We start from the raw sequence: 20,858 nt of genomic DNA, 5'->3' as shown, positions 1-20,858 counted from the left end.
GAGAGGAATCCCATGACGACCACCGCCTGGCACGCAGATCCGCTCACCTGGGGAACTGGCTCCCGCATCTTCGAAGCCTTTCTGGAGCCGACTTGCCCTTATTCGGTCAGGGCGTTCAACAAGCTCGACGAATTGCTGAGCCGAGCCGGCGAAGACAGGATCACCGTGAAGATCCGTCTGCAGTCGCAACCCTGGCACATGTATTCGGGCGTCCTTGTCCGCTGCATCATCGCAGCCTCAACGCTGGAAGGCGGCAAGCAGACAGCCAAGAAAGTGATGGCCGCCATTGCCGCCCATCGCGAGGATTTCGAGTTTGAACGCCATGCCGGCGGCCCGAACATGGACGTGACGCCGAACCAGACCATCGAGCGCCTGGAAACCTACAGCGGCGTCAGGCTGAAGGAGGCCTTCGCAATTCCGGATCTCGACCGGGAGATCAAATGGCATTGCAAATATGCCCGGCAGAACGGCATCCATGTCTCGCCGACCTTCATGATCGATGGGCTGGTGCAGCCCGATCTGAGCAGCGGCGATGAGGTCGGAGTCTGGGTGAAGAAAATACAATAAAACAGAGATCAAACGGCTCTGACATACTAATGAGAGCGCCCGCAGCGACTGTTGTCGGCTCTCATGGACGAGTGATCCTGTAGACCAGCAAATCATCCGAATCCACAAGCTTGGTTGCGGTCTTGTCCAGATAGTCGATGACCCCGTCATGATGCTCGACGAACAGCAGGTCCTGTTTGTCGATGGCGTTCTTGGCAACGCCGAACAGATCCGCGCCTTGCGCGCGCAACTCCTCCAGCTGCGCGATCGCAGTGGCGTCATCGGCGACGAATTTCGACCATTCCTCATCGCCTCCGCCGGGCGGGAACACCCAGCCGCGCGCCCTGCTGTAGTAGATTGCGACGGGATCGCCGACCTCGGGCGCGATGGCGACGACGAGGTCGCCCGGTTGCGCCAGCCGCGCCAGTTCCTCGCCAAGCAGCTTGCCCTTCATGGCGATTGGCTTCTTCATCGTCCTGACGAGGGGAAGGGTCGACCAGGCAAGTGCGACCGCCACGATGCAGATCGAGCGAAGCACGACCGCCGGCGTTAGAACGGTTCTCGATGCAAGGGTTGCCAGAAGAAGCGCGCCGCGGCCTGAGAATATCGCGACCGGTATATGGAAGATGTGGAAGTTCCACACATTGCCGGTGATCTCGCCGGCCGCCGCCAGATAGACGATCACGGCCGCAGCCAGCCACACATAGGGAATGCGCGAAAGGGTGCGTTGCCTAGGGTCTTCGGCAGGTCTGGGCGGTATCCACAAGCCGACCGCAAACAGCACCATGAACGGATAGCCGTAGAACCACAAAACCGAGGTGTTCCACGCGGATTGGAAGTAGAACCTGTTCCTGAGGTATGTCCGGAAGCCATCTTCCCAGATATAGCCGCCGGTGCCGGCGACATGAAACGGCGGATAGCTGCGGCCGAGATAAATCGCCCAGCTGAAATAAGCGCCGATGACGACCAGGCTCAGGAGCCCCGACAGGAAGACCCAACTCGCCTGCTTCCACTTCTTCTCCAGAATCCAGCAGACCATCAGATAGAAGATGACGGCACCGGCGGCGAGGCCCGGTGGCTTGGAAAGTGCGCCGAGCGAGAAGCTGACCGTGGCGAACGGCAAGAGCCAACCGCTGCCGCCGGCCCAATATCTGACGAACAGCCAGACGCCGAGAGTGACCAAGGCCAGCATCGCGGGATCGGGAAGAAACGAGCTGTCGATCATGATCGCCGCCGGCATCAGCGCGTAGGCAAGTGCCGCCGCGTGGGCGTGCATCTCGCCCCAGCAGCGCGCCGTCAGCCTGTGCAGCGAAAACACCGTCACCAGGCTGAAGAAGGCCGCAACCATGCGGCCGAACCAGTCGTGCCAGCCGAACAGTTGGTAGAGCAGGGCTGTGAGATAGCTGACGATCTGGAACTCGCGGCCCTGATAGCTTGGCCCGGGCCCGGTCCAGCTGACCTCCGGAAAGAAGATGTTCCAGCTGCGCTGCTGGAAATTGTCGGCCATCATTGCGGTGCTGACCTCGCGCCAGCTGAAGCCGTCGACCAGCGGCAAGGTGATCTTGTGGAACCTGAAGACGATCCCAATGAACAAGATCCCCAGCAAGATCGCCGTGTTGAAGCTCAGGAAGTTGCGAGCCGCCATGTCCCGGTCGGTCGCCCGCTGCGGGTATGGCTGACCTTCGGCCTGGTTCAAATCCGGGTCGTCCGGCATCGGATCGAGAGGAAGATTGGGCTGAGCGGGATCTCGCAGCCAGTGCCGTTGGCTGCGGAGCGGCCCGTAGGCTTCACCGAGCAGCGGCTTGGAAGGCTTGCGGGGCGGCTTTGTCATGCCGGCACTTCATCAGCAATGCCTTAAAAAGCAATTCGCCCAGATTGATTATTGACGCATCCGCACTGGAACTGCGACACCGCAGTCCGGCATCCGCTTGTCCGCCGAAAGAGCTACGGCGCCTTCCCGCTCTGATGTCTCGGTATTTCAGCGGTTTGCAGGAAAATTATGCGCTTGAAGCGTTATGGCGGAGAGGGTGGGATTTGAACCCACGATACCCTTGCAGGTATGCCGCATTTCGAGTGCGGTGCATTCGACCACTCTGCCACCTCTCCGCGGTCTGGTCGGCGCTTGTTCGGCGCGGGCGTTCTCATAACGAGCATATGACAGGTTGGCAAGCCGAAAAGTCGAAGCATTCCATCCTTTTGCCTTGACACTTTTTTGTCGCTCGCGTATCTCGGCTGCGCAATAGGTTTGGAGAAATCCGTGCCTTGCTTGTCCTGCGCTTGCGTGGGGCGTTTCACCGGCAGGAAGAGTTCGAGGTTTCCCTCTGAAATCCCTGCTTAACTTCGACTGATAAAAAGACGGCCACCTTGCTCAGCGAGCGAGGAGAGCTGGAACGAACATGAAAGGATAAAAAATGTTCGCAGTCATCAAGACCGGCGGTAAACAGTACCGTGTGGCAGCCAACGACGTGCTGACCATCGAAAAGCTGGAAGCCACCGCTGGCGATTCCATTGAATTCACCGAAGTGCTCGTGATCGGCGAAGGCGCCGACGCTGCGATCGGTGCGCCCTTCGTTACCGGCGCCTCTGTCAAGGCAGAAGTCGTCGAACAGAACCGCGGCAAGAAGGTCATCGCCTTCAAGAAGCGCCGCCGTCAGAATTCGAAGCGTTCGCGCGGCCATCGTCAGCATCACACGGTCGTCCGTATCACGGACATCGTGGCTGCCAAGTAAGATCAACGGGACAAGGTTTAAAGGAGAACTCCAATGGCACACAAAAAAGCTGGCGGTTCCTCGCGCAACGGTCGCGATTCCGAATCCAAGCGCCTTGGCGTGAAGAAGTTCGGCGGCGAAGCCGTCATCGCAGGCAACATCCTCGTGCGTCAGCGCGGGACGCAGTGGCATCCGGGTTCCAACGTCGGCCTCGGCAAGGATCACACGATTTTTGCGCTTACCGCCGGCAATGTGAACTACCGAACGAAGGCCAACGGTCGCGTCTACGTGTCTGTCATGCCGAAAGCGGAAGCAGCGGAATAAGCCGGTAGCGCTCAAAAACAGCCGGCGTCTCATCGACCCGGCTGGCCGTATCAGGTTCAGTCTAGAAAACAGGGGAGATGGGGCGCCATCTCCCCTTTTTCTTTACCCCTCAAGGAGGACTGAACCATGCAAGGCGAATTGTTAAGGGCAGACCAATCACGGTCTCCCCGGGAAGACCAGCGGTCTTCCGAAGAACGGCTGAGGCCGGAGCGGTTAAGGACCGATTGCCCTGTCTTGTTATCGGAAAGGCTCGTCATGCGCGCGCCCCATGAAGAAGACATCGACGCCCTTGCCCATCTCGCCAACAACGCCAAAGTCGCCACCATGGTATCGCGTATGCCGCACCCCTATACCGCCAATGATGCTGCTGACTTCGTGCGTCGCACGAAAAATGGCGAGATTGGCAAGTGCGTCTATGCGATCACCAAGGCCGAAAACGGCGCCTTTATCGGCTGCTGCGGCGTCGAGCCGCATGCCGACGGCAAGACCGTCGAGATCGGTTACTGGCTGGGCGAGCCCTATTGGAACAAGGGCTATACGACCGAGGCCTGCCATGCCCTGGTCGATATGGTGTTCAGAACCCGCCAAGACGTCGATCAGATCGACGCCCGCTGCAGGGTGATGAACGTCGCCTCGCGCCGCGTCATCCAGAAGTGCGGCTTCCAGTTCCAGGGATCGGGGCTCGCCGCCTCGCTGGCGCTCGGCAGCAACGTGCCGGTCGAATGGTACAGGCTCGACCGCAAGACCTGGATGTCCCTCCGAAGCTGGGGGAACATCGCATGAGCACGACCGCGCTGCAAAGGCCTGAGGTCAAGCCGATGATGCCCGGCCCCGCGCCGGTCATCTCGACCGCCCGGCTGACGCTCCGCCCGCACAGGCTGAGCGATGCGCCTGCGATCGCGGAATCGCTCTCCGATTTCGCGGTCACGCGCATGCTGTCCCGCGTACCCGCGCCGTTCGACCGGCAGGATGCGCTGGACTGGCTGATCCCAGTCACCTCGGGCACCCTGCCCGACTGGCCGCTGGCGATCACCGGTCACGACGATGTCCATATCGGCAACGTCTCGATCGAGTTGCGTCACGGCCGCTGGCACCTCGGCTACTGGCTGAACCGCTACTACTGGCGGCGCGGCTATATGAGCGAGGCGGTGGCGGCGATCATCGAGCGCTTCTCGCGCCGCATGCCGGAGACGCCGGTCCATTCCGGCGTCTTCGCCGACAACCCGGCCTCGCTGCGACTGCAGGAGAAGCTCGGTTTCCGCATGACGGGTTGCGGCGAAATTTATTGTTTCGCCCGCAACACCATGGTGTCGCACATCGAAACCGTGCTGCAGCCGGGCATGCTGCAGCCGCGCAAGGTTGCGTGACAGAGTATGATGCCGAAAAGTGTACGCGGTTTTCGGACAACATCATGCTCTCATCCAGGACTAGAAAGGGAGACGCCGCCGCCGCCGCGGCTCCCTCAATCGCCGATCTCGACCCATAGGGGAAAATGATCGGAGCCCTCGGATTGCGTATCGATCCGGGCGGATTTCAACCGGGCCTCGAGGCCGCAACTGACGAAGCAATAATCGAGATGCATGCGTTTGCCGTGATCTTCGGGATCCATCCAGCTGTAGCTCTCCGGCCGATAGGCCGAGAGCGCCGCAAAGGCGTCGATCGGCGTGCCGACCCTGGCGACACGGCCGTAATATCCGCCGCCGGCACCGGCAAGCGCGCAATATTCCGCCGATTCCGGCTCCATGTTGAAATCGCCCATGATGACGTAATCTTCCGGCAGCGGCGGCTCCGGCAGATCGAATTCGCCGCCTCCCGTCAGCGACCCGCCCTCCTGGACGAAGGCATTGATCTGCGCGTTCAGGAATTGCAGTTGGCGGATGCGCTCGTCGGCAGAGACATGGTCGAGATGCACGGAGTAGACGCGGAACGCGCCGCCGGGTGCTTCGATCACCGCCTCGATTGCGCCGCGCTGCAGATTGATCTTGCCGATCGTCCGGCTGCGCGGCAGAAGCAGCGTCCGGGTCGAGATAACAGGCCAGCGCGACAGCACCATGTTGCCGAACTGGAATCGGGTGCCCCGCTCCGGCTGCAGCCCGCCTTCATCAGCCTCGACATGCATGTCGCAGGCTGGCCCATACACCCAGAAATAGTCGGGAAAGAAGGCGGCAACATCGGCCACCATGTCGGCAAAACCGTTGCGGGAGAAGCCGCGGGTCACCTCCTGCAGCGCGATGACATCGGCCCCCTCGAGGCTCCGGGCAATGCGCGGCAGATCGTATCTGCCATCGAGACCGAAGCCGTACTGTATGTTATAGCTCACGAAATTCACGATAATCTTTGACCTCCGTCGGAACCGCCTATATCGAATGGGCCAAGACGGCCGTCCAACTGCCACTGAATATTGGAAGTAAAATGAAATTTCTCGACGAAGCAAAGGTCTATATCAAGTCCGGAGACGGCGGCGGCGGCAGCGTTTCCTTCCGGCGCGAGAAATTCATCGAGTTCGGCGGCCCGGATGGCGGTGATGGCGGACGCGGCGGCGACGTTTGGGTCGAGGCTGTCAACGGACTGAACACGCTGATCGATTTCCGCTATCAGCAGCATTTCAAGGCGACGATCGGCACCCATGGCATGGGCAGGAATCGCACCGGCGCCAATGGAAGCGACGTGACGCTCAAGGTTCCCGTAGGCACCCAGATCTTCGAGGAAGACCGGGAAACGCTGATCTGCGATCTCACCGTCGAAGGCCAGCGTTTCTGCCTCGCCCATGGCGGCAATGGCGGCTTCGGCAACGCCCATTTCAAGACCTCGACCAATCAGGCGCCGGATTGGGCCAATCCCGGCCTGCCCGGCGAGGAAAAGACCCTCTGGCTGCGGCTGAAGCTGATTGCCGATGCCGGCCTCGTCGGCCTGCCCAATGCCGGCAAGTCGACGTTCCTGGCTGCCGTCACCCGTGCCCGTCCGAAGATCGCCAACTACCCCTTCACCACGCTGCATCCCAACCTCGGTGTTGCCACCATCGACGAGCGGGAATTCATCCTCGCCGACATTCCGGGCCTGATCGAAGGCGCCCATGAAGGTGTCGGCATCGGCGACCGTTTCCTCGGCCATGTCGAGCGCACCCGCGTGCTGCTCCACCTCGTCTCCGCCCAGGAGGAAAAGGTCGGCAAGGCATACAAGACGGTCAAGCACGAGCTCGAAGCCTATGGAAACGAGCTGACGGATAAGGCTGAGATCGTGGCGCTGTCGCAGATCGACCTGCTCGACGATGCCGAATTGAAGAAGAAGACCAAGGAATTGGCCAAGGCCTGCGGCAAGACGCCCTTCCAGATTTCGGCCGTCACCGGCAAGGGCATGACCGAGGTCCTGCGCGCCCTGCGCGACATCATCGTCGAGGCCAATACCGAGGAGAAGCCGGCCAAGGTGCCGAAGCTGCGCCATCGCGACATGGTCGTCTCCGATGAGGACAAGGGCGAGGTTCAGGGCGAGGACGAGGCCGATGACCAGCCGTAAGCCGCTCGGCCGCTACCGCCGCATCGTCATCAAGATCGGATCTGCGCTGCTGGTCGATCGCAAGGCCGGGCTGAAGAAGGCCTGGCTCGACGCCATGTGCGCCGATATCGCCGGCCTGAAATCCAAGGGCATCGATGTGCTCGTCGTCTCCTCGGGCGCGATCGCGCTCGGCCGCTCGGTACTCGACCTGCCCTCGGGCGCGCTGAAGCTGGAAGAAAGCCAGGCGGCGGCCGCCGTCGGCCAGATCGCGCTGGCGCGTGCCTGGTCGGAAAGCCTGTCGCGCGACGAGATCGTCGCCGGCCAGATCCTGCTGACGCTTGGAGATACCGAGGAACGCCGCCGCTATCTCAATGCCCGCGCCACCATCAATCAGCTTTTGAAAATCGGCGCCGTGCCGATCATCAACGAGAACGATACCGTCGCCACCAGCGAAATCCGCTACGGCGACAACGACCGCCTCGCCGCCCGCGTCGCGACGATGACCGGCGCCGATCTGCTCATTCTTCTCTCCGATATCGACGGCCTCTACACCGCGCCGCCGCATCTCGATCCGAACGCGACCTTCCTGGAGACGATTGCCGCGATCACGCCGGAGATCGAGGCAATGGCCGGGGGTGCGGCCTCCGAGCTTTCGCGTGGCGGCATGCGCACCAAGATCGATGCCGGCAAGATTGCCACCACATCGGGCTGCGCCATGATCATCGCGTCGGGCAAGACCGACAGCCCGCTGTCGGCAATCGAAAACGGCGCGCGTTCCTCCTGGTTCGCGCCGTCTGGCACGCCCGTCACCGCCCGCAAGACCTGGATTGCCGGGCAGTTGCAGCCGGCCGGCGAACTGCATGTCGATGACGGCGCCGTCGTTGCACTCGGGGCCGGCAAGAGCTTGCTTCCGGCCGGCGTGCGCAGCGTTTCCGGCCTCTTCAGCCGCGGTGATACGGTGGCGATCATCGGCCCGGCCGGCCGCGAGATCGGCCGCGGTCTTGTCAGCTACGATGCCGACGATGCCCGCCGGATCGCCGGCCGCAAATCGGCGGAAATCGCCGCCATCCTCGGTTATGCCGGGCGCGCCGCCATGGTCCATCGCGACGACATGGTCATGACGGCACAGATCGGTTCGAAATCGGAAAGGCAGAAGAAGGACGCGAGCTATGCTTGATACCGTGGCGCCAAGCCCTGACATTGACGTGCTGATGAACGACATCGGCCGCAAGGCGAGGGCTGCCGCGCGACCGCTGAGCTTTGCGTCCACCGAGGTGAAGAACAGGGCGCTGAACGCCATGGCCGATGCGATCCTGGCGAACAAGGCGCATATTCTTGCCGAGAACGCCAAGGACCTGAAGGATATCGAAGGCACAGAAATGCTTGCCTCCTTCGTCGACCGGCTGACGCTGAACGACAAGCGTGTCGCCGAAATGGCCGAGGGCATCCGCGCCATTGCCGCGCTTGCCGATCCGGTCGGCGAAGTCATCGCCGCCTGGGACCGGCCGAACGGGTTGAAGATCGAGCGCGTCCGCACGCCGCTCGGCGTCATCGGCGTCATCTTCGAAAGCCGGCCGAACGTCACGGCGGACGCCGGCGCCCTCTGCCTCAAGGCGGGCAATGCCGTCATCCTGCGTTGCGGCTCGGATTCGCGCCGCTCATCGCAGGCTATCCATATCTGCCTGGTTGAAGGCCTGAAGGCGGCAGGACTTCCAGAGCATGCTATCCAGCTCGTTCCGGTCGCCGACCGCGCTGCCGTCGGCGCCATGCTGCGCGGCCTGGAGGGCGCGATCGACGTCATCGTGCCGCGCGGCGGCAAGAGCCTGGTCGCCCGCGTGCAGAACGAGGCCCGCGTGCCGGTTTTTGCCCATCTCGAAGGCCTTTGCCATATCTATGTCGATGCCTCGGCCGATATCGAAATGGCGAAGAAGATCGTCGTCAACGCCAAGATGCGCCGCACCGGTATCTGCGGCGCGGCCGAAACCCTGCTCGTCGATGGCGCCGCGATCGGCACGCATCTGACGCCGCTGCTCGAGGTTCTCGCGCAGGCCGGCTGCGAGATCCGCGCTTCGGCAACGGTGCTGAAGGTCGCACCCGGCATGAAGCCCGCGACCGAGGAGGATTGGTCGACCGAATATCTCGACGCGATCATTTCGGTTGCCGTCGTCGACGGCATATCGGGCGCCATCGCCCATATCCAGACCTATTCCTCGAACCATACCGAGGCCGTCATCGCCGAGGACCCTGACGTCGTCGCGCGTTTCTTCACCGAAGTCGATTCAGCAATCCTGCTACACAATGCCTCGACGCAATTTGCCGATGGCGGCGAGTTCGGCATGGGTGCGGAAATCGGCATTGCCACCGGCAAGATGCATGCCCGCGGTCCTGTCGGCGTCGAACAGCTCACCTCGTTCAAATATCGGGTGCATGGTGCCGGACAGACGCGGCCCTGAGGTGACGACCGAGCCAGACGTGACGATTGAGAATGTGGACCGGCACTATCTCCGCATGCCGCACAGCGAGCGCGGCATGGTCGTCGGTCTGTTTGGCGGTTCGTTCAATCCGCCGCATCAGGGCCACGCGCTGGTCGCCGAGATCGCCCTCAAGCGGCTTGGCCTCGACCAGCTCTGGTGGATGGTCACCCCGGGCAATCCGCTGAAGAGCCGCAACCAGCTCGCCCCGCTTGCCGAGCGTATTGCCGAAAGCGAGCGTGTCGCCGCCGACCCCCGCGTCAAGGTGACGGCCTTCGAACAGACGCTCGGCGTCAGCTACACTGCCAACACGCTTGCCCGCGTCAAGGCCCGCAATCCGCATGTGCATTTCATCTGGATCATGGGCGCCGACAGCCTGCAGACCTTTCACAAATGGCAGAAATGGCAGGAGATTGCCCGCACCTTCCCGATCGCGGTGATCGACCGGCCGGGTGCGACGCTCTCCTTCCTCTCCTCGAAAATGGCCAGGACCTTCGATTTCGCCCGGGTCGACGAGGATGATGCCCGTGTTCTCTGGAAGAAGCGTGCGCCGGCCTGGACCTTCATCCACGGGCCGCGCTCCGGCCTGAGCTCGACGGCAATCCGCAACGGCTCGGCGCCCGGCGACGCGCTTTAGTTTGATTTCCAAGGATGTCCCGAAAACGAGAAAGCCCGACGGGGGAGGAGATCCGTCGGGCTTATAAACTCGATCGACAACTGGGAGGAGGAGTGTTGTCGATCCTACCGAACGGCTATGGGAGGAGGAGAAGCCGTTTCGATGAGTGTGTTGTACCATATTTCGCAGGAAGATGAATATCGATTGTTGCATTGCAGCAATGCGTCACTTGCAATCCTATGCAGCCTTATGGCTTTGGCATTGCCGTTTTTCTTGGCAGAAATCGACGGAGCATACTCTACCGCCGGGAATCGTTGCGGTCTGCCAACTGTCGTTTGGATATTTCCGCCCTTTGGATCTCATGCTGCGGTTCGAGCCATGCACTTCAACAATGCCAAAACCATTGGGCGTTGCGAACACGCAGGCCCGATATGGTTATATTTTTCTGGATATATCCCTAGCCAAAGCACCCCACCCGTTATATTCGTTGCAATATTTCGAAACCTGGGGAGACATCATGCAGAACCGCCGCCGATGGATGAAACAGGCAACCGCCGCGATCGCAGCCCTCTGGCTTGGCGCGGCAGCGCTTCCGGCGCCTGCTACCGCAGCCGAAAAGCTCACCGTCTTTGCGGCCGCCAGCCTCAAGGATGCGCTCGACGCCGCCAACGCCGCCTGGGCCAAGGAAAGCGGCAAGGAAACCGTCGCCTCCTATGCGGCGAGCGGAGCCCTGGCCAAGCAGATCGAAAACGCGGCTCCTGCCGATGTCTTCATCTCGGCCGATCTCGACTGGATGGATTACGTCGCCAAGAAAAACCTGATCAAGGCCGATACCCGCTCCAATCTGCTCGGCAACCGCATCGTGCTCGTTGCCGAAAAGGCCAAGGCAAAACCGGTCGAGATCAAGCAGGGCTTCGATCTTGCAGGACTGCTGGGTGACGGCAAGCTGGCCATGGGTGAGCCGAAATCGGTTCCGGCCGGCAAATATGGCATGGCCGCGCTCGAAAAGCTCGGCGTCTGGAAATCGGTCGAAAGCAAGGTCGCCGGCGCCGAAAGCGTGCGCGCCGCCCTTGCCCTCGTCTCCCGCGGCGAAGCGCCTTATGGCATCGTCTACCAGACGGATGCCGCAGCCGATAAGGGTGTCGCCGTCGTCGGCGCCTTCCCGGCCGATTCCCACCCGCCGATCATCTATCCGATCGCAATCCTTGCCGAGAGCAAGAACCCGGATGCAGCAGCCTATCTCGACTTCCTGAAATCCGACACGGCCGCCGTCTTCTTCGCCGCGCAGGGTTTCACGATTCTGAAATAGTCGACCAATTAGTGTTTCGTGATGCTTGTCTTGTACCCCAAGCATTTGCATCGATCGATAAGTAGCCGCGTTGAGGTGGAGGAAGACGGTGCGACGGCGTCCCTTCGCCCCGCGAGCGGGGGTCTGAAGGACGGGTCGAGACCCGTGGCTTGACCCCGGTCGGTGCCGGCAGGCGGATGAGGGGCAGGCGTCGGATGACGCCATGTAAAGAACGAGCATTGTCAACAAACTGAGGCTCGCCCCGGCGTGCCCCCAGACTTCCAGGGAGACAGCTGCATTTGGACATGTTGGGGTTGAGCAATGAGGAATGGACGGCGATCCAGCTCAGCCTGCGCGTCTCGATCGTCGCCATGCTGGCAAGCCTGCCCTTCGGCATCCTCGTCGCCCTGATGCTTGCCCGCGGCCGCTTCTGGGGCAAGTCTGTGCTGAATGGCGTCGTTCACCTGCCGCTGGTCCTGCCCCCGGTCGTCACCGGATTCCTTCTGCTCATTCTGTTCGGCCGCCGCGGTCCGGTCGGCAGCCTGCTCGACCAGTATTTCGGCATCGTTCTCTCCTTCCGCTGGACGGGTGCGGCCTTGGCCTGCGCCATCATGGCCTTTCCGCTGATGGTGCGCAGCATCCGCCTGTCGATCGAGGCGGTCGACCGCAAGCTGGAGGAGGCGGCCGGAACGCTCGGCGCCGGACCTGTCTGGGTCTTCTTGACGATCACCCTGCCGCTGACCCTGCCCGGCATCATCGCCGGCATGATCCTGTCTTTTGCCAAGGCAATGGGCGAATTCGGCGCGACGATCACCTTCGTCTCCAACATTCCCGGCGAAACCCAGACGCTGTCGGCGGCGATCTACACTTTTACCCAGGTTCCGGGCGGCGATGCCGGCGCACTCCGCCTGACGCTCGTTGCCGTCGTCATTTCCATGGCCGCTTTGCTCGCCTCCGAATTCCTCGCCCGTCTCGCCGGCCGGAGGATCGATCCGGAATGACGCTGATTGTCGAGGCAAAACAGAAGCTTGGCGCCTTTTCGCTCGATGCCGCCTTCACCTCCGAGCGTGGCGTCACCGCGCTGTTCGGCCGTTCCGGTTCCGGCAAGACCGCGATGATCCGCATCATCGCCGGCCTCGCGCGCCCGGACGCAGGCCGCGTCGCCCTTGACGGCGAGGCCCTGACCGACACCGCAACCGGCATCTTCGTCCCGAAACATCGCCGCCGTTTCGGTTATGTCTTCCAGGAGGCGCGGCTTTTCCCGCATCTCAGCGTTCGCGCCAATCTCTCCTACGGCCGCTGGTTCGCGGCGAGAACGGCACGCGGCGAGAACTTCGATCGCATCGTCGACCTGCTCGGTATCGAGACGCTGCTGGCGCGCAGCCCCGCGAAACTCTCCGGCGGCGAGAAGCAACGCGTCGCCATCGGCCGCGCGCTTCTCTCCTTGCCCCGCCTGCTGCTGATGGACGAGCCGCTCGCCGCCCTCGACGAGGCGCGCAAGGCTGAGATTCTGCCTTATCTGGAACGATTGCGCGACGAGACCGACATCCCGATCGTCTATGTCAGCCATTCGATCGCAGAGGTGGCGCGGCTGGCAAACCAGGTCGTCGTCATGCGCGACGGCAAGGTGGAAGCGACCGGTTCCGCCATCGACATATTGAGCCGTCCGTCAACCTCCGCCGATCGGCGCGAGGCGGGCGCGCTACTCGAAGGCACCGTGGAAAGCTTCGATCCGCTTCACCGCCTGTCGACCGTCGCGCTGAAATCCTGCCGGCTCCATATTCCGGGTGCGGCCCTTGCGCCCGGCAAATCGGTCCGCATCCGCATTCCCTCCCGCGATGTCATATTGGCGACCGCAAAGCCGGAGGGGCTCAGCGCGCTGAATATCCTGGCAGCAAGGATAGAGCGGATATCGCCGGCCGAGGACGGAACGGTGGAAATCCGGCTCGATTGCGGCGGCGATATCATTCTTTCCCGGATCACGACCCTCTCCTGCGAGCGCCTCGATCTTCGGCCGGGAAGGGCGGTCTTCGCCGTCATCAAGACGGTTGCCCTGGAGGCCTGATCAGCCGCGCTTGCCCTGTTGCAGATTGCGCTTGCCTTCGAGCCAGGCGAGATCGTCGGCAAGGCTAGTGCGCACCGTCTTTTCCATCCGGCGGAAACGCTCGAGCAGTTCCTCGCCGAACGGCGTCAGCACCGCGCCGCCGCCCCTTTGCCCGCCGCGCTGCGATTCCACCACCTGTTCAGAGAACATCCGGTTCATCTCGCTGACGAGCAGCCATGCCCGGCGATAGGACATGTCCATCGCCCGCCCCGCCGCCGAGATCGAACCGGTCGAGCGGATGTGCTCCAGGAGCTCCATCTTTCCGCGACCGAGGCGATCCTGGTCCGGGAAGCTGATTCGCAGGACGGGAACGAGTGTTTTTGCGGCTGAGTCGGTCATTGAATCCAGAGATCGCGGAATTTTCGGCACTTTACGCTGCGGTATGGAAACTGTACACCGCCCGCCGGAAGCAGCCCGCGTGGCAATATTCTTCAATTCGGACGTTAGATCGGATTTTCGGCCGTTCCGTACCTTAGCATGTCTTGAAACATTAATGGTTTGATGCCTATCTTAACCATGATCCGGTCTCGATCGGATCTGTGTTGTGCATAGTTTGTCATTCCAGGAAAGGGAAAGCACTGACAACAGTACACGCCAAGGGAAAAACGCTCGCCGTTATCCCGAAGAGTGCGGAACGTGGCGCCGATGCCGCCGCCCGTGCCCTAGAAACCGTCCTCGCCAGCCTTGAGGACTCCAAAGCTGAAGATATCGTCACCATCGACATTGCCGGAAAATCGGCGCTGGGAGACTACATGATCGTCGTCTCCGGCCGCTCGAACAGGCATGTCATGGCGATCTCGGATCATCTGCTGACCGACCTTAAGGACGACGGCCTCGGTACGGCCCGCGTCGAAGGTCAGGAAGGCGGGGATTGGGTCCTGATCGACACCGGTGACATTATCGTGCATGTGTTCCGTCCCGAAATCCGCGAGTTCTACAACATCGAAAAGATGTGGGCGGCTCCGGATATGGATGAAGAAACACGGCACTGACAGGCAGGCCGGCATTCTGTCCGGCGCCTGAGACGTGGCATTGGCTGGCCGGAAAATATCACAAGCCGGCCGGTGGCGCAGTGTGCGCCCGATGTGCCGCATGAGCGGGAGCGGATGAATGCGAATAGGTCTTTTTGCGGTGGGACGGCTGAAGTCCGGCCCCGAAAAGGATCTTGTGGCCCGCTATCTCGACCGTTTTGCCAAGGCCGGCCCTGCCGTCGGCCTCGAATTTACCCGTGTTGCCGAAGTGGCCGAAAGCCGTGCCTCCAATGCGGAAACCCGCAAGCGTGAAGAGGCGGCGATGCTTTTGAAATCGCTTGCCGATGGCAGCATTCTCATTCTTCTCGATGAACGCGGCAAGGCGCTCGACAGTGAAGCCTTCGCAAATCTGCTCGGCTCCTATCGCGATCAGGGCAAACGCGAACTGACCATCGCGATCGGCGGCGCCGACGGCCTCGATCCCGCCCTGTACAATCGTGCCGACGCCACGCTGTGTCTTGGCAAGATGACCTGGCCGCACCAGCTGGTGCGCACGCTGATCGCCGAACAGCTCTACCGCGCCGTTACCATCCTGTCCGGCCACCCCTATCACCGCGTCTGATGCCGCGGCGGCCCAATGCGTCGCCCAGCGCGTCGTAATGTCACGCAGCCGTGTTTGCTTGGCCACTCGCACTCCGTCGAACGTTCTGGCAAAGCGCGCCAAATCAGCTTAGTCTTCGCGCGATTTGAGAAAGTGCCCCAACACGCATGACGAGAGCATCCACCAGGCGACACCGCATGATCCTGCCGGCTATCGCGGCCGGTGTCGGTGTGGCGGTGATTGTCGTGTCGGCAAATCCGTTCATCGTCCGGGCGCAGGAAGCCGCCCCCGAAGCGGCACAATCCGCACCGCAGCCGGCAGCCGAGCCGCCACCGCCCGATCCTGCCGCCGAACTTGCCGCCAAGCGTGATCAGACCCGAGCCGAACTCGAAACCCTGTCGAAGACCATCAGTCTCTCCACCGACAAGGTGAGCGCGCTTCGCCGGAGCATTGCCGATCTGGAAAAGAGCACGGAGAGCATCCGCCAGGCGCTGATCGATTCCGCCGCACGCCGCAAGGCGCTTGAAAAGCAGATCCTCGAAAGCGAGAAGAAGCTTGCCGATCTCGGCGTCAAGGAGGATGGCATCCGCCGTTCCCTGCATGAGCGCCGCGGCCTTCTGGCCGAGGTGCTGGCAGCACTCCAGCGCATGGGCCGCAACCCGCCGCCCGCTTTGCTCGTCACCCCCGATGACGCGCTTGCCTCGGTGCGCAGCGCGATTCTGCTCGGCGCGGTCGTGCCCGGCATCCGCAAGGAGACCGACAAACTTGCCGCAGACCTCGCAAACCTCGCCGCATTGCAAACCGCAAGCGCCGCCGAAAAAGCCTCGCTGACCGCGACGATGACGGATGGCATCGAGGAAGAGCGGCGCATGGACCTGCTGCTTGCCGAAAACGACAAGCTCAGCCGTTCCAATGCCGCCGAACTCGCAGCCGAGAGAAAGCGCTCCGAAGAGCTGGCGGGCAAGGCGACGAGCCTTGAAGGCCTTGTCGCCTCGATGGAATCCGAGATCGCTTCGGTGCGGGACGCTGCCGCCGCCGCCCGCCAGGCGGAGGAGAACCGCAGGCTTATGACGGACGAGCAGCGCGCTCAGGCCAAGGCGCTCGCCGACAGCGGCGTGCCCGATAAAAACCGCATTGCGCCCGCATATCCCTTCGGAGAATTGAAGGCGAAATTGGAGGTGCCCGTTGCGGGCGATATCCTGCGCCAGTTCGGCGATGCCGACGGCACCGGACACGAGGCCATGGGAATGACGGTCGCCACCAATCCGGAGACGGTGGTGACGGCGCCTGCGGATGGCCTGGTGGTTTTCGCCGGCGCTTTCCGCAGTTACGGCCAGATGATCATCCTCGACGTGGGCGATGGATACCACCTGGTTCTCTCGGGAATGGATACGATCAATACCCGTCAGGGAAAGTTCGTTTTCTCCGGCGAGCCGCTTGCCGTGATGGGCGCAAAAAGAGTGGCAAGCGCAACTGCATTGGCGCTGGAAACGGACCGGCCAACGCTTTACATTGAATTTCGAAAGGACGGTAAACCGGTCGATTCCCGGCCGTGGTGGACCTCCAAAGACACTGGAAAGGCACGCAATGATTCGTAGGGCTTCTCTTGTTCTGGTCGGCGCATTGATGGGTGCGACCGCAATGAGCGTCATTTACTCGGCGGGTGTGCCGGCAGAAGCGGCCGGATCCTCTACATACAAGGAACTTTCGGTTTTCGGCGATGTCTTCGAGCGCGTGCGTGCGCAATACGTGACGCCGCCGGCCGAAGACAAGCTGATCGAGAACGCCATCAACGGCATGCTCTCCTCTCTCGATCCGCATTCGAGCTACATGAATGCGAAAGACGCCGAGGACATGCGCACCCAGACCAAGGGTGAGTTCGGCGGTCTCGGCATCGAAGTCACGATGGAAGACGAACTCGTCAAGGTCATCACCCCCATCGATGATACGCCCGCCGCCAAGGCCGGTGTTCTCGCCGGTGACTATATCTCCGAGATCGACGGCCAGTCCGTGCGCGGCCTGAAGCTGGAGGACGCCGTCGAGAAGATGCGCGGCGCCGTCAACACGCCGATCAAGCTGACGCTGATCCGCAAGGGCGCCGATAAGCCGATCGAACTGACGATCGTCCGTGACGTCGTCGCCGTCCAGGCAGTCAAGTCGCGTGTCGAGGACGATGTCGGTTATCTCCGCATCATCTCCTTCACCGAGAAGACCTATCCCGACATGGAAAAGGCGATCAAGAAGATCAAGGACACCGTTCCGGCTGACAAGCTGAAGGGTTATGTTCTCGACCTGCGCCTCAATCCGGGCGGCCTGCTCGACCAGGCGATCAACGTCTCCGATGCCCTGCTGCAGCGCGGCGAGGTCGTTTCGACCCGCGGCCGCAATCCGGATGAAACCCGCCGCTTCAATGCCGGCCCGGGCGACCTGACGGATGGCAAACCGGTGATCGTGCTGATCAATGGCGGTTCGGCTTCCGCATCGGAAATCGTCGCCGGCGCTCTTCAGGATCTGCGCCGTGCCACCATTCTCGGCACGCGGTCTTTCGGCAAGGGCTCCGTCCAGACGATCATCCCGCTCGGCGAAAACGGCGCGCTGCGCCTGACCACGGCGCTCTATTACACGCCGTCGGGCCGCTCGATCCAGGGTACCGGCATCACGCCCGACATCAAGGTCGAGGAGCCGCTGCCGGAGGAACTGCAGGGCAAGATGGTGACCGAAGGCGAATCCAGCCTGCGCGGCCACATCAAGGGCCAGAGCGAGACGGACGAAGGTTCGGGCTCCGTTGCTTACGTCCCGCCGGACCCGAAGGACGACGTTCAACTGAACTACGCGCTCGACCTCCTGCGCGGCAAGAAGACCGATCCGGCCTTCCCACCGAACCCGGACAAGGCCGTCGTCGCCAAGTAATCGATCATCTCAAGGCCGGGCACCTCGCCCGGCCTTCCCTTTCTGCTGTTTCCCGGTTTTGGAGCGGGCGAAAAATTGGGAACGGACCTGCATGCGCCTTTGGGCCGCAACCGCAAAACCGGCAGCCGGCGCCCGGGTGTTCTGCGCCTGGGCCGCATCGCCGCCAGTCTCTGCCTTTTCGCGATAGGCGGCTTCTCGCTCTATACGGCATTTCGCGGCGATGGGCTCGAACGCAGCAAACCGCCTGCGGCCGAGCAGCCAGCAACGCCGCCTTCCCAGCCTCAGCCACCAACGACAGCCGCCAACCAGGCGGCTGACATGCCGCGCGCCGAGCCGCGCTCGGGCGCCAATGTCGAGCAGATGGTCACCGGTGACGGCTCCGTCGTCACCAAATACAGCCCGCGACCGCGTGACGGCAGCGGGCCGGTGCTGGTCGATGCCATGCAGATCGGCCAGGATCCGCGCATGGCCGCTCAGCCGAATGAAGCATTGCTCGAAGAAACCCCCTTGGGCAGGCTTCCGATCGTCGGTCCGGATGGCCGGCGGCCGATGGATCAATATGCCCGTCCTTCGTCCGGCGCGCGCGGCGTCCGCATCGCCATCGTCGTCAGCGGTCTCGGGCTCAGCCAGACCGGAACGCAGCGCGCCATAGCGGACCTGCCGGAAGAGATCACCTTTGCTTTCGCCGCGAGCGGCAACAGCCTGCAGCGCTGGATGCAGGAAGCCCGCCGCGGCGGCCACGAGATCCTGTTGCAGGTACCGCTCGAACCATTTGATTATCCGGCGAATGATCCCGGTCCTGAAACCCTGTTGACCACGAAGCCGGCCGCCCGCAACATCGAGAACCTGCACAAGGCGATGGGCGAGATCACCAATTATACCGGCGTCATGAATTATCTCGGCGGCCGTTTCTTGTCGGATCCCGCCGCCATGGAACCCGTGATGCGCGATATCGGCAAACGCGGCCTGCTGTTCCTCGACGACGGCACTTCGGCACAATCAAAGACGGCGACGGTGGCCAAGGGAACCGAACTGCCTTATGCTTTTGCCGATCTGCAGCTCGACGGCCAGCTCGATATCAACGCCATCCTGAAGAAGCTCGACGAACTCGAGCGCATCGCCCGCAAGAACGGTCAGGCGATCGGCGTCGCATCGGCTTTCGATGAGAGCGTTGACGCCATCGCCAAATGGAGCGAGGAGGCCGCGATGCGCGGCATCGAGATCGTCGGCGTCGCCGCCCTTTCCAACGACCCCCGGAATCCTTGACAAGGATCCCTGAGAAGAATCCCCTAACGGAGAAAAAGATGAGCCAGGCGACTGTGAAAGCCGAGGATCTGCCCTACCGCCCCTGCGTCGGCGTGATGATCTTGAACCGCCAGGGCCTCGTCTGGGCCGGGCGGCGCATCCCCGACGGCAATTCCGAATATGACGGCTCGCCGCAGCTCTGGCAGATGCCTCAGGGCGGCATCGACAACGGCGAGGATCCATTGGACGCCGCCTACCGCGAGCTCTACGAGGAGACCGGCATGAAGACGGTGACCCTGCTCGCCGAAGCGCGAGACTGGATCAACTACGATCTGCCGCCGGCACTGATCGGCATCGGGCTGAAAGGAAAATTCCGCGGTCAGACGCAGCGCTGGTTCGCCTTCCGCTTCGACGGCGACGACAGCGAGATCGCCATCAACCCGCCGCCTGGCGGCCACGAGCCGGAATTCGATGCCTGGGAATGGAAGCCGATGCAGCAGCTGCCGGGGTTGATCGTCCCCTTCAAGCGCGCCGTCTACGACCAGGTCGTGGCCGAGTTCCAGCATCTGACGACGCTGCAATCGGAACATTGATTTGAGCAGGAAGACCGCTTCGGTTCGCGCTCGGCAAACGGGAGCAAGGTCCACGACAATGCCAGATGAAGAATATCGGGCCAGGTGAAGAATATCGGCCGCCGATGGGGCGGCCGATATCGGCAGGGGCCTTATTCAGCCTCGTCGGCGGAGTCGGCGTTGAGCTGGCCGTATTTGCTCTCGCCGATTTTCTCGAGCAGATCGATCTGTGTTTCGAGGAAGTCGATATGACCTTCCTCGTCCGCCAGCAGCTCTTCGAAAAGCTTCATGGAGACGTAGTCGCCGGCCTCATGACAGATATCGCGCGACTTCTTGTAAGCCGTGCGGGCGTCATATTCGCCGGCAAGATCGGCTTCCAGCACTTCCTTGACGTTCTGGCCGATGCGCAGAGGTGCAAGGGTCTGCAGGTTGGGATGGCCTTCGAGGAAGATGATGCGCGCAACAAGCCGGTCGGCATGATGCATCTCTTCGATGGATTCGGCGCGCTCCTTCTTGGCGAGCTTGGTGTAGCCCCAGTCCTCAAGAAGACGATAGTGAACCCAATATTGGTTGACCGCACCGAGTTCGAGGAACAACGCCTCGTTAAGCCGCTCGATGACCTTTTTGTCGCCTTTCAATGTCCGCTCTCCTGTTTTCCTCATGGAATTGTTTCAAGCGGGACATGAAATCAAATATTTCGGTCTCCGTCGAGTGGCGACGGGCGTGATATTCCTCGGTCGTCTGGATAATGATGTCGACGACGTTGGGAAAACAGCCGCAGCAGCGGCCGCGTTTTTCCATGGCGTGGTAGACCTTCGCAGGCACGATAAGCTGCCAACAGTCTTCATCGAGAAGGTTGGTGATAACCTCCCGGATTTCCTTATCGGTTATATAATTGCAGCTGCAGACGAGCACGTCTTCATTCCAAACATGACACTGACTATCGTGTTTTCTGCTAAAGAAGATGGTGGCTGTCAAGAAAAAATTCGAGCCCCGCATCATTGAATAAC

Annotated in this window: 23 protein-coding genes, 1 tRNA gene and 1 pseudogene; 18 read left to right on the top strand and 7 right to left on the bottom strand. The window is 61.9% G+C overall.

The features are described 5' to 3' along the window. Positions 1-12 precede the first annotated feature (12 nt). Positions 13-567: a thioredoxin domain-containing protein gene (locus tag FHT79_RS30650; RefSeq protein WP_028758422.1), complete on the top strand. Its 555-nt coding sequence runs from the start codon at positions 13-15 to the stop codon at positions 565-567. Positions 568-628: 61 nt separating this feature from the next. On the opposite strand, the gene FHT79_RS30645 is transcribed toward FHT79_RS30650, so the two are convergent. From FHT79_RS30645 to FHT79_RS30640, 3 genes and pseudogenes are all read right to left on the bottom strand, one after another. Beyond that, entirely contained in the window at positions 629-2,260 is a 1,632-nt protein-coding gene (locus FHT79_RS30645) for a glycosyltransferase family 39 protein (protein WP_246714086.1), read from the bottom strand. After that, a pseudogene (locus tag FHT79_RS32345) lies at positions 2,255-2,377 on the bottom strand (ATP-dependent DNA ligase); the annotation flags it as partial. The pseudogene FHT79_RS32345 and the gene FHT79_RS30645, both read right to left, overlap by 6 nt. 185 nt (positions 2,378-2,562) lie before the next feature. Next, a tRNA-Ser gene (locus FHT79_RS30640) sits at positions 2,563-2,652 on the bottom strand. A 305-nt stretch (positions 2,653-2,957) separates the two neighbouring features. On the opposite strand from FHT79_RS30640, the gene rplU reads away from it, so the two are divergent. The 4 genes from rplU (at position 2,958) to FHT79_RS30620 (ending at position 4,945) form a co-directional block, all read left to right on the top strand. Further along, entirely contained in the window at positions 2,958-3,275 is a 318-nt protein-coding gene (rplU, locus tag FHT79_RS30635) for a 50S ribosomal protein L21 (RefSeq protein ID WP_003543907.1), read from the top strand. Between the two features lie 33 nt (positions 3,276-3,308). After that, entirely contained in the window at positions 3,309-3,578 is a 270-nt protein-coding gene (gene rpmA / locus FHT79_RS30630; protein WP_003567620.1) for a 50S ribosomal protein L27, read from the top strand. A 126-nt stretch (positions 3,579-3,704) separates the two neighbouring features. Beyond that, on the top strand, positions 3,705-4,361 hold the full coding sequence (locus FHT79_RS30625) for a GNAT family protein (protein ID WP_028757233.1): 657 nt from the start codon (positions 3,705-3,707) through the stop codon (positions 4,359-4,361). Next, positions 4,358-4,945, top strand: coding sequence for a GNAT family N-acetyltransferase (locus FHT79_RS30620; protein ID WP_028758420.1), 588 nt, complete (start codon positions 4,358-4,360; stop codon positions 4,943-4,945). The genes FHT79_RS30625 and FHT79_RS30620 overlap by 4 nt, the downstream gene beginning before the upstream one ends. A 95-nt stretch (positions 4,946-5,040) precedes the next feature. On the opposite strand, the gene FHT79_RS30615 is transcribed toward FHT79_RS30620, so the two are convergent. Continuing rightward, on the bottom strand, positions 5,041-5,907 hold the full coding sequence (locus tag FHT79_RS30615; protein WP_028758419.1) for an endonuclease/exonuclease/phosphatase family protein: 867 nt from the start codon (positions 5,905-5,907) through the stop codon (positions 5,041-5,043). 83 nt (positions 5,908-5,990) lie between these two features. On the opposite strand from FHT79_RS30615, the gene obgE reads away from it, so the two are divergent. From obgE to modC, 7 genes are all read left to right on the top strand, one after another. Continuing rightward, a complete protein-coding gene (gene obgE / locus FHT79_RS30610; RefSeq protein ID WP_028757230.1) occupies positions 5,991-7,091 on the top strand; it encodes a GTPase ObgE in 1,101 nt (366 codons plus the stop codon). Next, positions 7,078-8,247, top strand: coding sequence for a glutamate 5-kinase (gene proB, locus FHT79_RS30605; RefSeq protein ID WP_028757229.1), 1,170 nt, complete (start codon positions 7,078-7,080; stop codon positions 8,245-8,247). The genes obgE and proB overlap by 14 nt, the downstream gene beginning before the upstream one ends. Next, entirely contained in the window at positions 8,240-9,523 is a 1,284-nt protein-coding gene (locus FHT79_RS30600) for a glutamate-5-semialdehyde dehydrogenase (RefSeq protein WP_028758417.1), read from the top strand. The genes proB and FHT79_RS30600 overlap by 8 nt, the downstream gene beginning before the upstream one ends. Then, positions 9,498-10,178: a nicotinate-nucleotide adenylyltransferase gene (locus FHT79_RS30595; RefSeq protein ID WP_028758416.1), complete on the top strand. Its 681-nt coding sequence runs from the start codon at positions 9,498-9,500 to the stop codon at positions 10,176-10,178. Before FHT79_RS30600 ends, FHT79_RS30595 begins: the two co-directional genes overlap by 26 nt. A 496-nt stretch (positions 10,179-10,674) precedes the next feature. After that, the gene (gene modA / locus FHT79_RS30590; protein WP_183904650.1) at positions 10,675-11,466 is read left to right on the top strand and encodes a molybdate ABC transporter substrate-binding protein; all 792 of its coding nucleotides are present in this window, start codon (positions 10,675-10,677) and stop codon (positions 11,464-11,466) included. A gap of 278 nt (positions 11,467-11,744) precedes the next feature. Further along, positions 11,745-12,446, top strand: coding sequence for a molybdate ABC transporter permease subunit (modB, locus tag FHT79_RS30585; RefSeq protein ID WP_028759072.1), 702 nt, complete (start codon positions 11,745-11,747; stop codon positions 12,444-12,446). Continuing rightward, the gene (gene modC / locus FHT79_RS30580) at positions 12,443-13,510 is read left to right on the top strand and encodes a molybdenum ABC transporter ATP-binding protein (RefSeq protein ID WP_028759071.1); all 1,068 of its coding nucleotides are present in this window, start codon (positions 12,443-12,445) and stop codon (positions 13,508-13,510) included. The genes modB and modC overlap by 4 nt, the downstream gene beginning before the upstream one ends. Here modC and FHT79_RS30575 read toward each other — a convergent pair whose 3' ends face one another. After that, on the bottom strand, positions 13,511-13,888 hold the full coding sequence (locus tag FHT79_RS30575) for a winged helix-turn-helix domain-containing protein (protein ID WP_028759070.1): 378 nt from the start codon (positions 13,886-13,888) through the stop codon (positions 13,511-13,513). Between the two features lie 209 nt (positions 13,889-14,097). Here FHT79_RS30575 and rsfS point away from each other — a divergent pair, with 209 nt between their 5' ends. From rsfS to FHT79_RS30545, 6 genes are all read left to right on the top strand, one after another. Then, entirely contained in the window at positions 14,098-14,541 is a 444-nt protein-coding gene (gene rsfS / locus FHT79_RS30570) for a ribosome silencing factor (RefSeq protein WP_032984631.1), read from the top strand. A gap of 118 nt (positions 14,542-14,659) precedes the next feature. Continuing rightward, positions 14,660-15,142: a 23S rRNA (pseudouridine(1915)-N(3))-methyltransferase RlmH gene (gene rlmH, locus FHT79_RS30565; protein WP_183904649.1), complete on the top strand. Its 483-nt coding sequence runs from the start codon at positions 14,660-14,662 to the stop codon at positions 15,140-15,142. A gap of 176 nt (positions 15,143-15,318) precedes the next feature. Beyond that, positions 15,319-16,719, top strand: a complete 1,401-nt coding sequence (locus tag FHT79_RS30560; RefSeq protein ID WP_132574438.1) for a murein hydrolase activator EnvC — start codon at positions 15,319-15,321, stop codon at positions 16,717-16,719. Further along, positions 16,709-18,031, top strand: a complete 1,323-nt coding sequence (locus FHT79_RS30555) for a S41 family peptidase (protein ID WP_028759099.1) — start codon at positions 16,709-16,711, stop codon at positions 18,029-18,031. Before FHT79_RS30560 ends, FHT79_RS30555 begins: the two co-directional genes overlap by 11 nt. A gap of 75 nt (positions 18,032-18,106) precedes the next feature. Continuing rightward, positions 18,107-19,297 carry a divergent polysaccharide deacetylase family protein gene (locus FHT79_RS30550; RefSeq protein WP_028759100.1) on the top strand — a complete coding sequence of 397 codons (1,191 nt, stop codon included), beginning with the start codon at positions 18,107-18,109 and terminating at the stop codon, positions 19,295-19,297. 38 nt (positions 19,298-19,335) lie between these two features. Further along, a complete protein-coding gene (locus FHT79_RS30545; RefSeq protein WP_183904648.1) occupies positions 19,336-19,869 on the top strand; it encodes an RNA pyrophosphohydrolase in 534 nt (177 codons plus the stop codon). Between the two features lie 131 nt (positions 19,870-20,000). On the opposite strand, the gene bfr is transcribed toward FHT79_RS30545, so the two are convergent. Continuing rightward, the gene (gene bfr / locus FHT79_RS30540) at positions 20,001-20,486 is read right to left on the bottom strand and encodes a bacterioferritin (protein ID WP_047615824.1); all 486 of its coding nucleotides are present in this window, start codon (positions 20,484-20,486) and stop codon (positions 20,001-20,003) included. Next, positions 20,452-20,850: a (2Fe-2S)-binding protein gene (locus FHT79_RS32340; protein WP_080759938.1), complete on the bottom strand. Its 399-nt coding sequence runs from the start codon at positions 20,848-20,850 to the stop codon at positions 20,452-20,454. Before FHT79_RS32340 ends, bfr begins: the two co-directional genes overlap by 35 nt. Positions 20,851-20,858 lie beyond the last annotated feature (8 nt).

Source organism: Rhizobium sp. BK212, assembly GCF_014197475.1.
Lineage (GTDB): Bacteria > Pseudomonadota > Alphaproteobacteria > Rhizobiales > Rhizobiaceae > Rhizobium > Rhizobium anhuiense.
Note: the sequence above shows the minus strand (reverse complement) of the source record. Positions and strands in the feature narration are given on the sequence as shown.

Excerpts from the sequence above, each read along its gene's own strand:
- FHT79_RS30555 (WP_028759099.1), top strand. The coding sequence starts at position 16,709 with ATGATTCGTAGGGCTTCTCTTGTTCTGGTCGGCGCATTGATGGGTGCG.
- FHT79_RS30600 (WP_028758417.1), top strand. The coding sequence starts at position 8,240 with ATGCTTGATACCGTGGCGCCAAGCCCTGACATTGACGTGCTGATGAAC.
- FHT79_RS30620 (WP_028758420.1), top strand. The coding sequence starts at position 4,358 with ATGAGCACGACCGCGCTGCAAAGGCCTGAGGTCAAGCCGATGATGCCC.
- FHT79_RS30650 (WP_028758422.1), top strand. The coding sequence starts at position 13 with ATGACGACCACCGCCTGGCACGCAGATCCGCTCACCTGGGGAACTGGC.
- FHT79_RS30575 (WP_028759070.1), bottom strand. The coding sequence starts at position 13,888 with ATGACCGACTCAGCCGCAAAAACACTCGTTCCCGTCCTGCGAATCAGC.
- FHT79_RS30560 (WP_132574438.1), top strand. The coding sequence starts at position 15,319 with ATGATCCTGCCGGCTATCGCGGCCGGTGTCGGTGTGGCGGTGATTGTC.
- modA (WP_183904650.1), top strand. The coding sequence starts at position 10,675 with ATGCAGAACCGCCGCCGATGGATGAAACAGGCAACCGCCGCGATCGCA.
- FHT79_RS30625 (WP_028757233.1), top strand. The coding sequence starts at position 3,705 with ATGCAAGGCGAATTGTTAAGGGCAGACCAATCACGGTCTCCCCGGGAA.
- FHT79_RS30645 (WP_246714086.1), bottom strand. The coding sequence starts at position 2,260 with ATGCCGGACGACCCGGATTTGAACCAGGCCGAAGGTCAGCCATACCCG.
- rlmH (WP_183904649.1), top strand. The coding sequence starts at position 14,660 with ATGCGAATAGGTCTTTTTGCGGTGGGACGGCTGAAGTCCGGCCCCGAA.
- FHT79_RS32340 (WP_080759938.1), bottom strand. The coding sequence starts at position 20,850 with ATGATGCGGGGCTCGAATTTTTTCTTGACAGCCACCATCTTCTTTAGC.
- FHT79_RS30595 (WP_028758416.1), top strand. The coding sequence starts at position 9,498 with ATGGTGCCGGACAGACGCGGCCCTGAGGTGACGACCGAGCCAGACGTG.
- FHT79_RS30545 (WP_183904648.1), top strand. The coding sequence starts at position 19,336 with ATGAGCCAGGCGACTGTGAAAGCCGAGGATCTGCCCTACCGCCCCTGC.
- rplU (WP_003543907.1), top strand. The coding sequence starts at position 2,958 with ATGTTCGCAGTCATCAAGACCGGCGGTAAACAGTACCGTGTGGCAGCC.
- obgE (WP_028757230.1), top strand. The coding sequence starts at position 5,991 with ATGAAATTTCTCGACGAAGCAAAGGTCTATATCAAGTCCGGAGACGGC.
- rpmA (WP_003567620.1), top strand. The coding sequence starts at position 3,309 with ATGGCACACAAAAAAGCTGGCGGTTCCTCGCGCAACGGTCGCGATTCC.
- modC (WP_028759071.1), top strand. The coding sequence starts at position 12,443 with ATGACGCTGATTGTCGAGGCAAAACAGAAGCTTGGCGCCTTTTCGCTC.
- proB (WP_028757229.1), top strand. The coding sequence starts at position 7,078 with ATGACCAGCCGTAAGCCGCTCGGCCGCTACCGCCGCATCGTCATCAAG.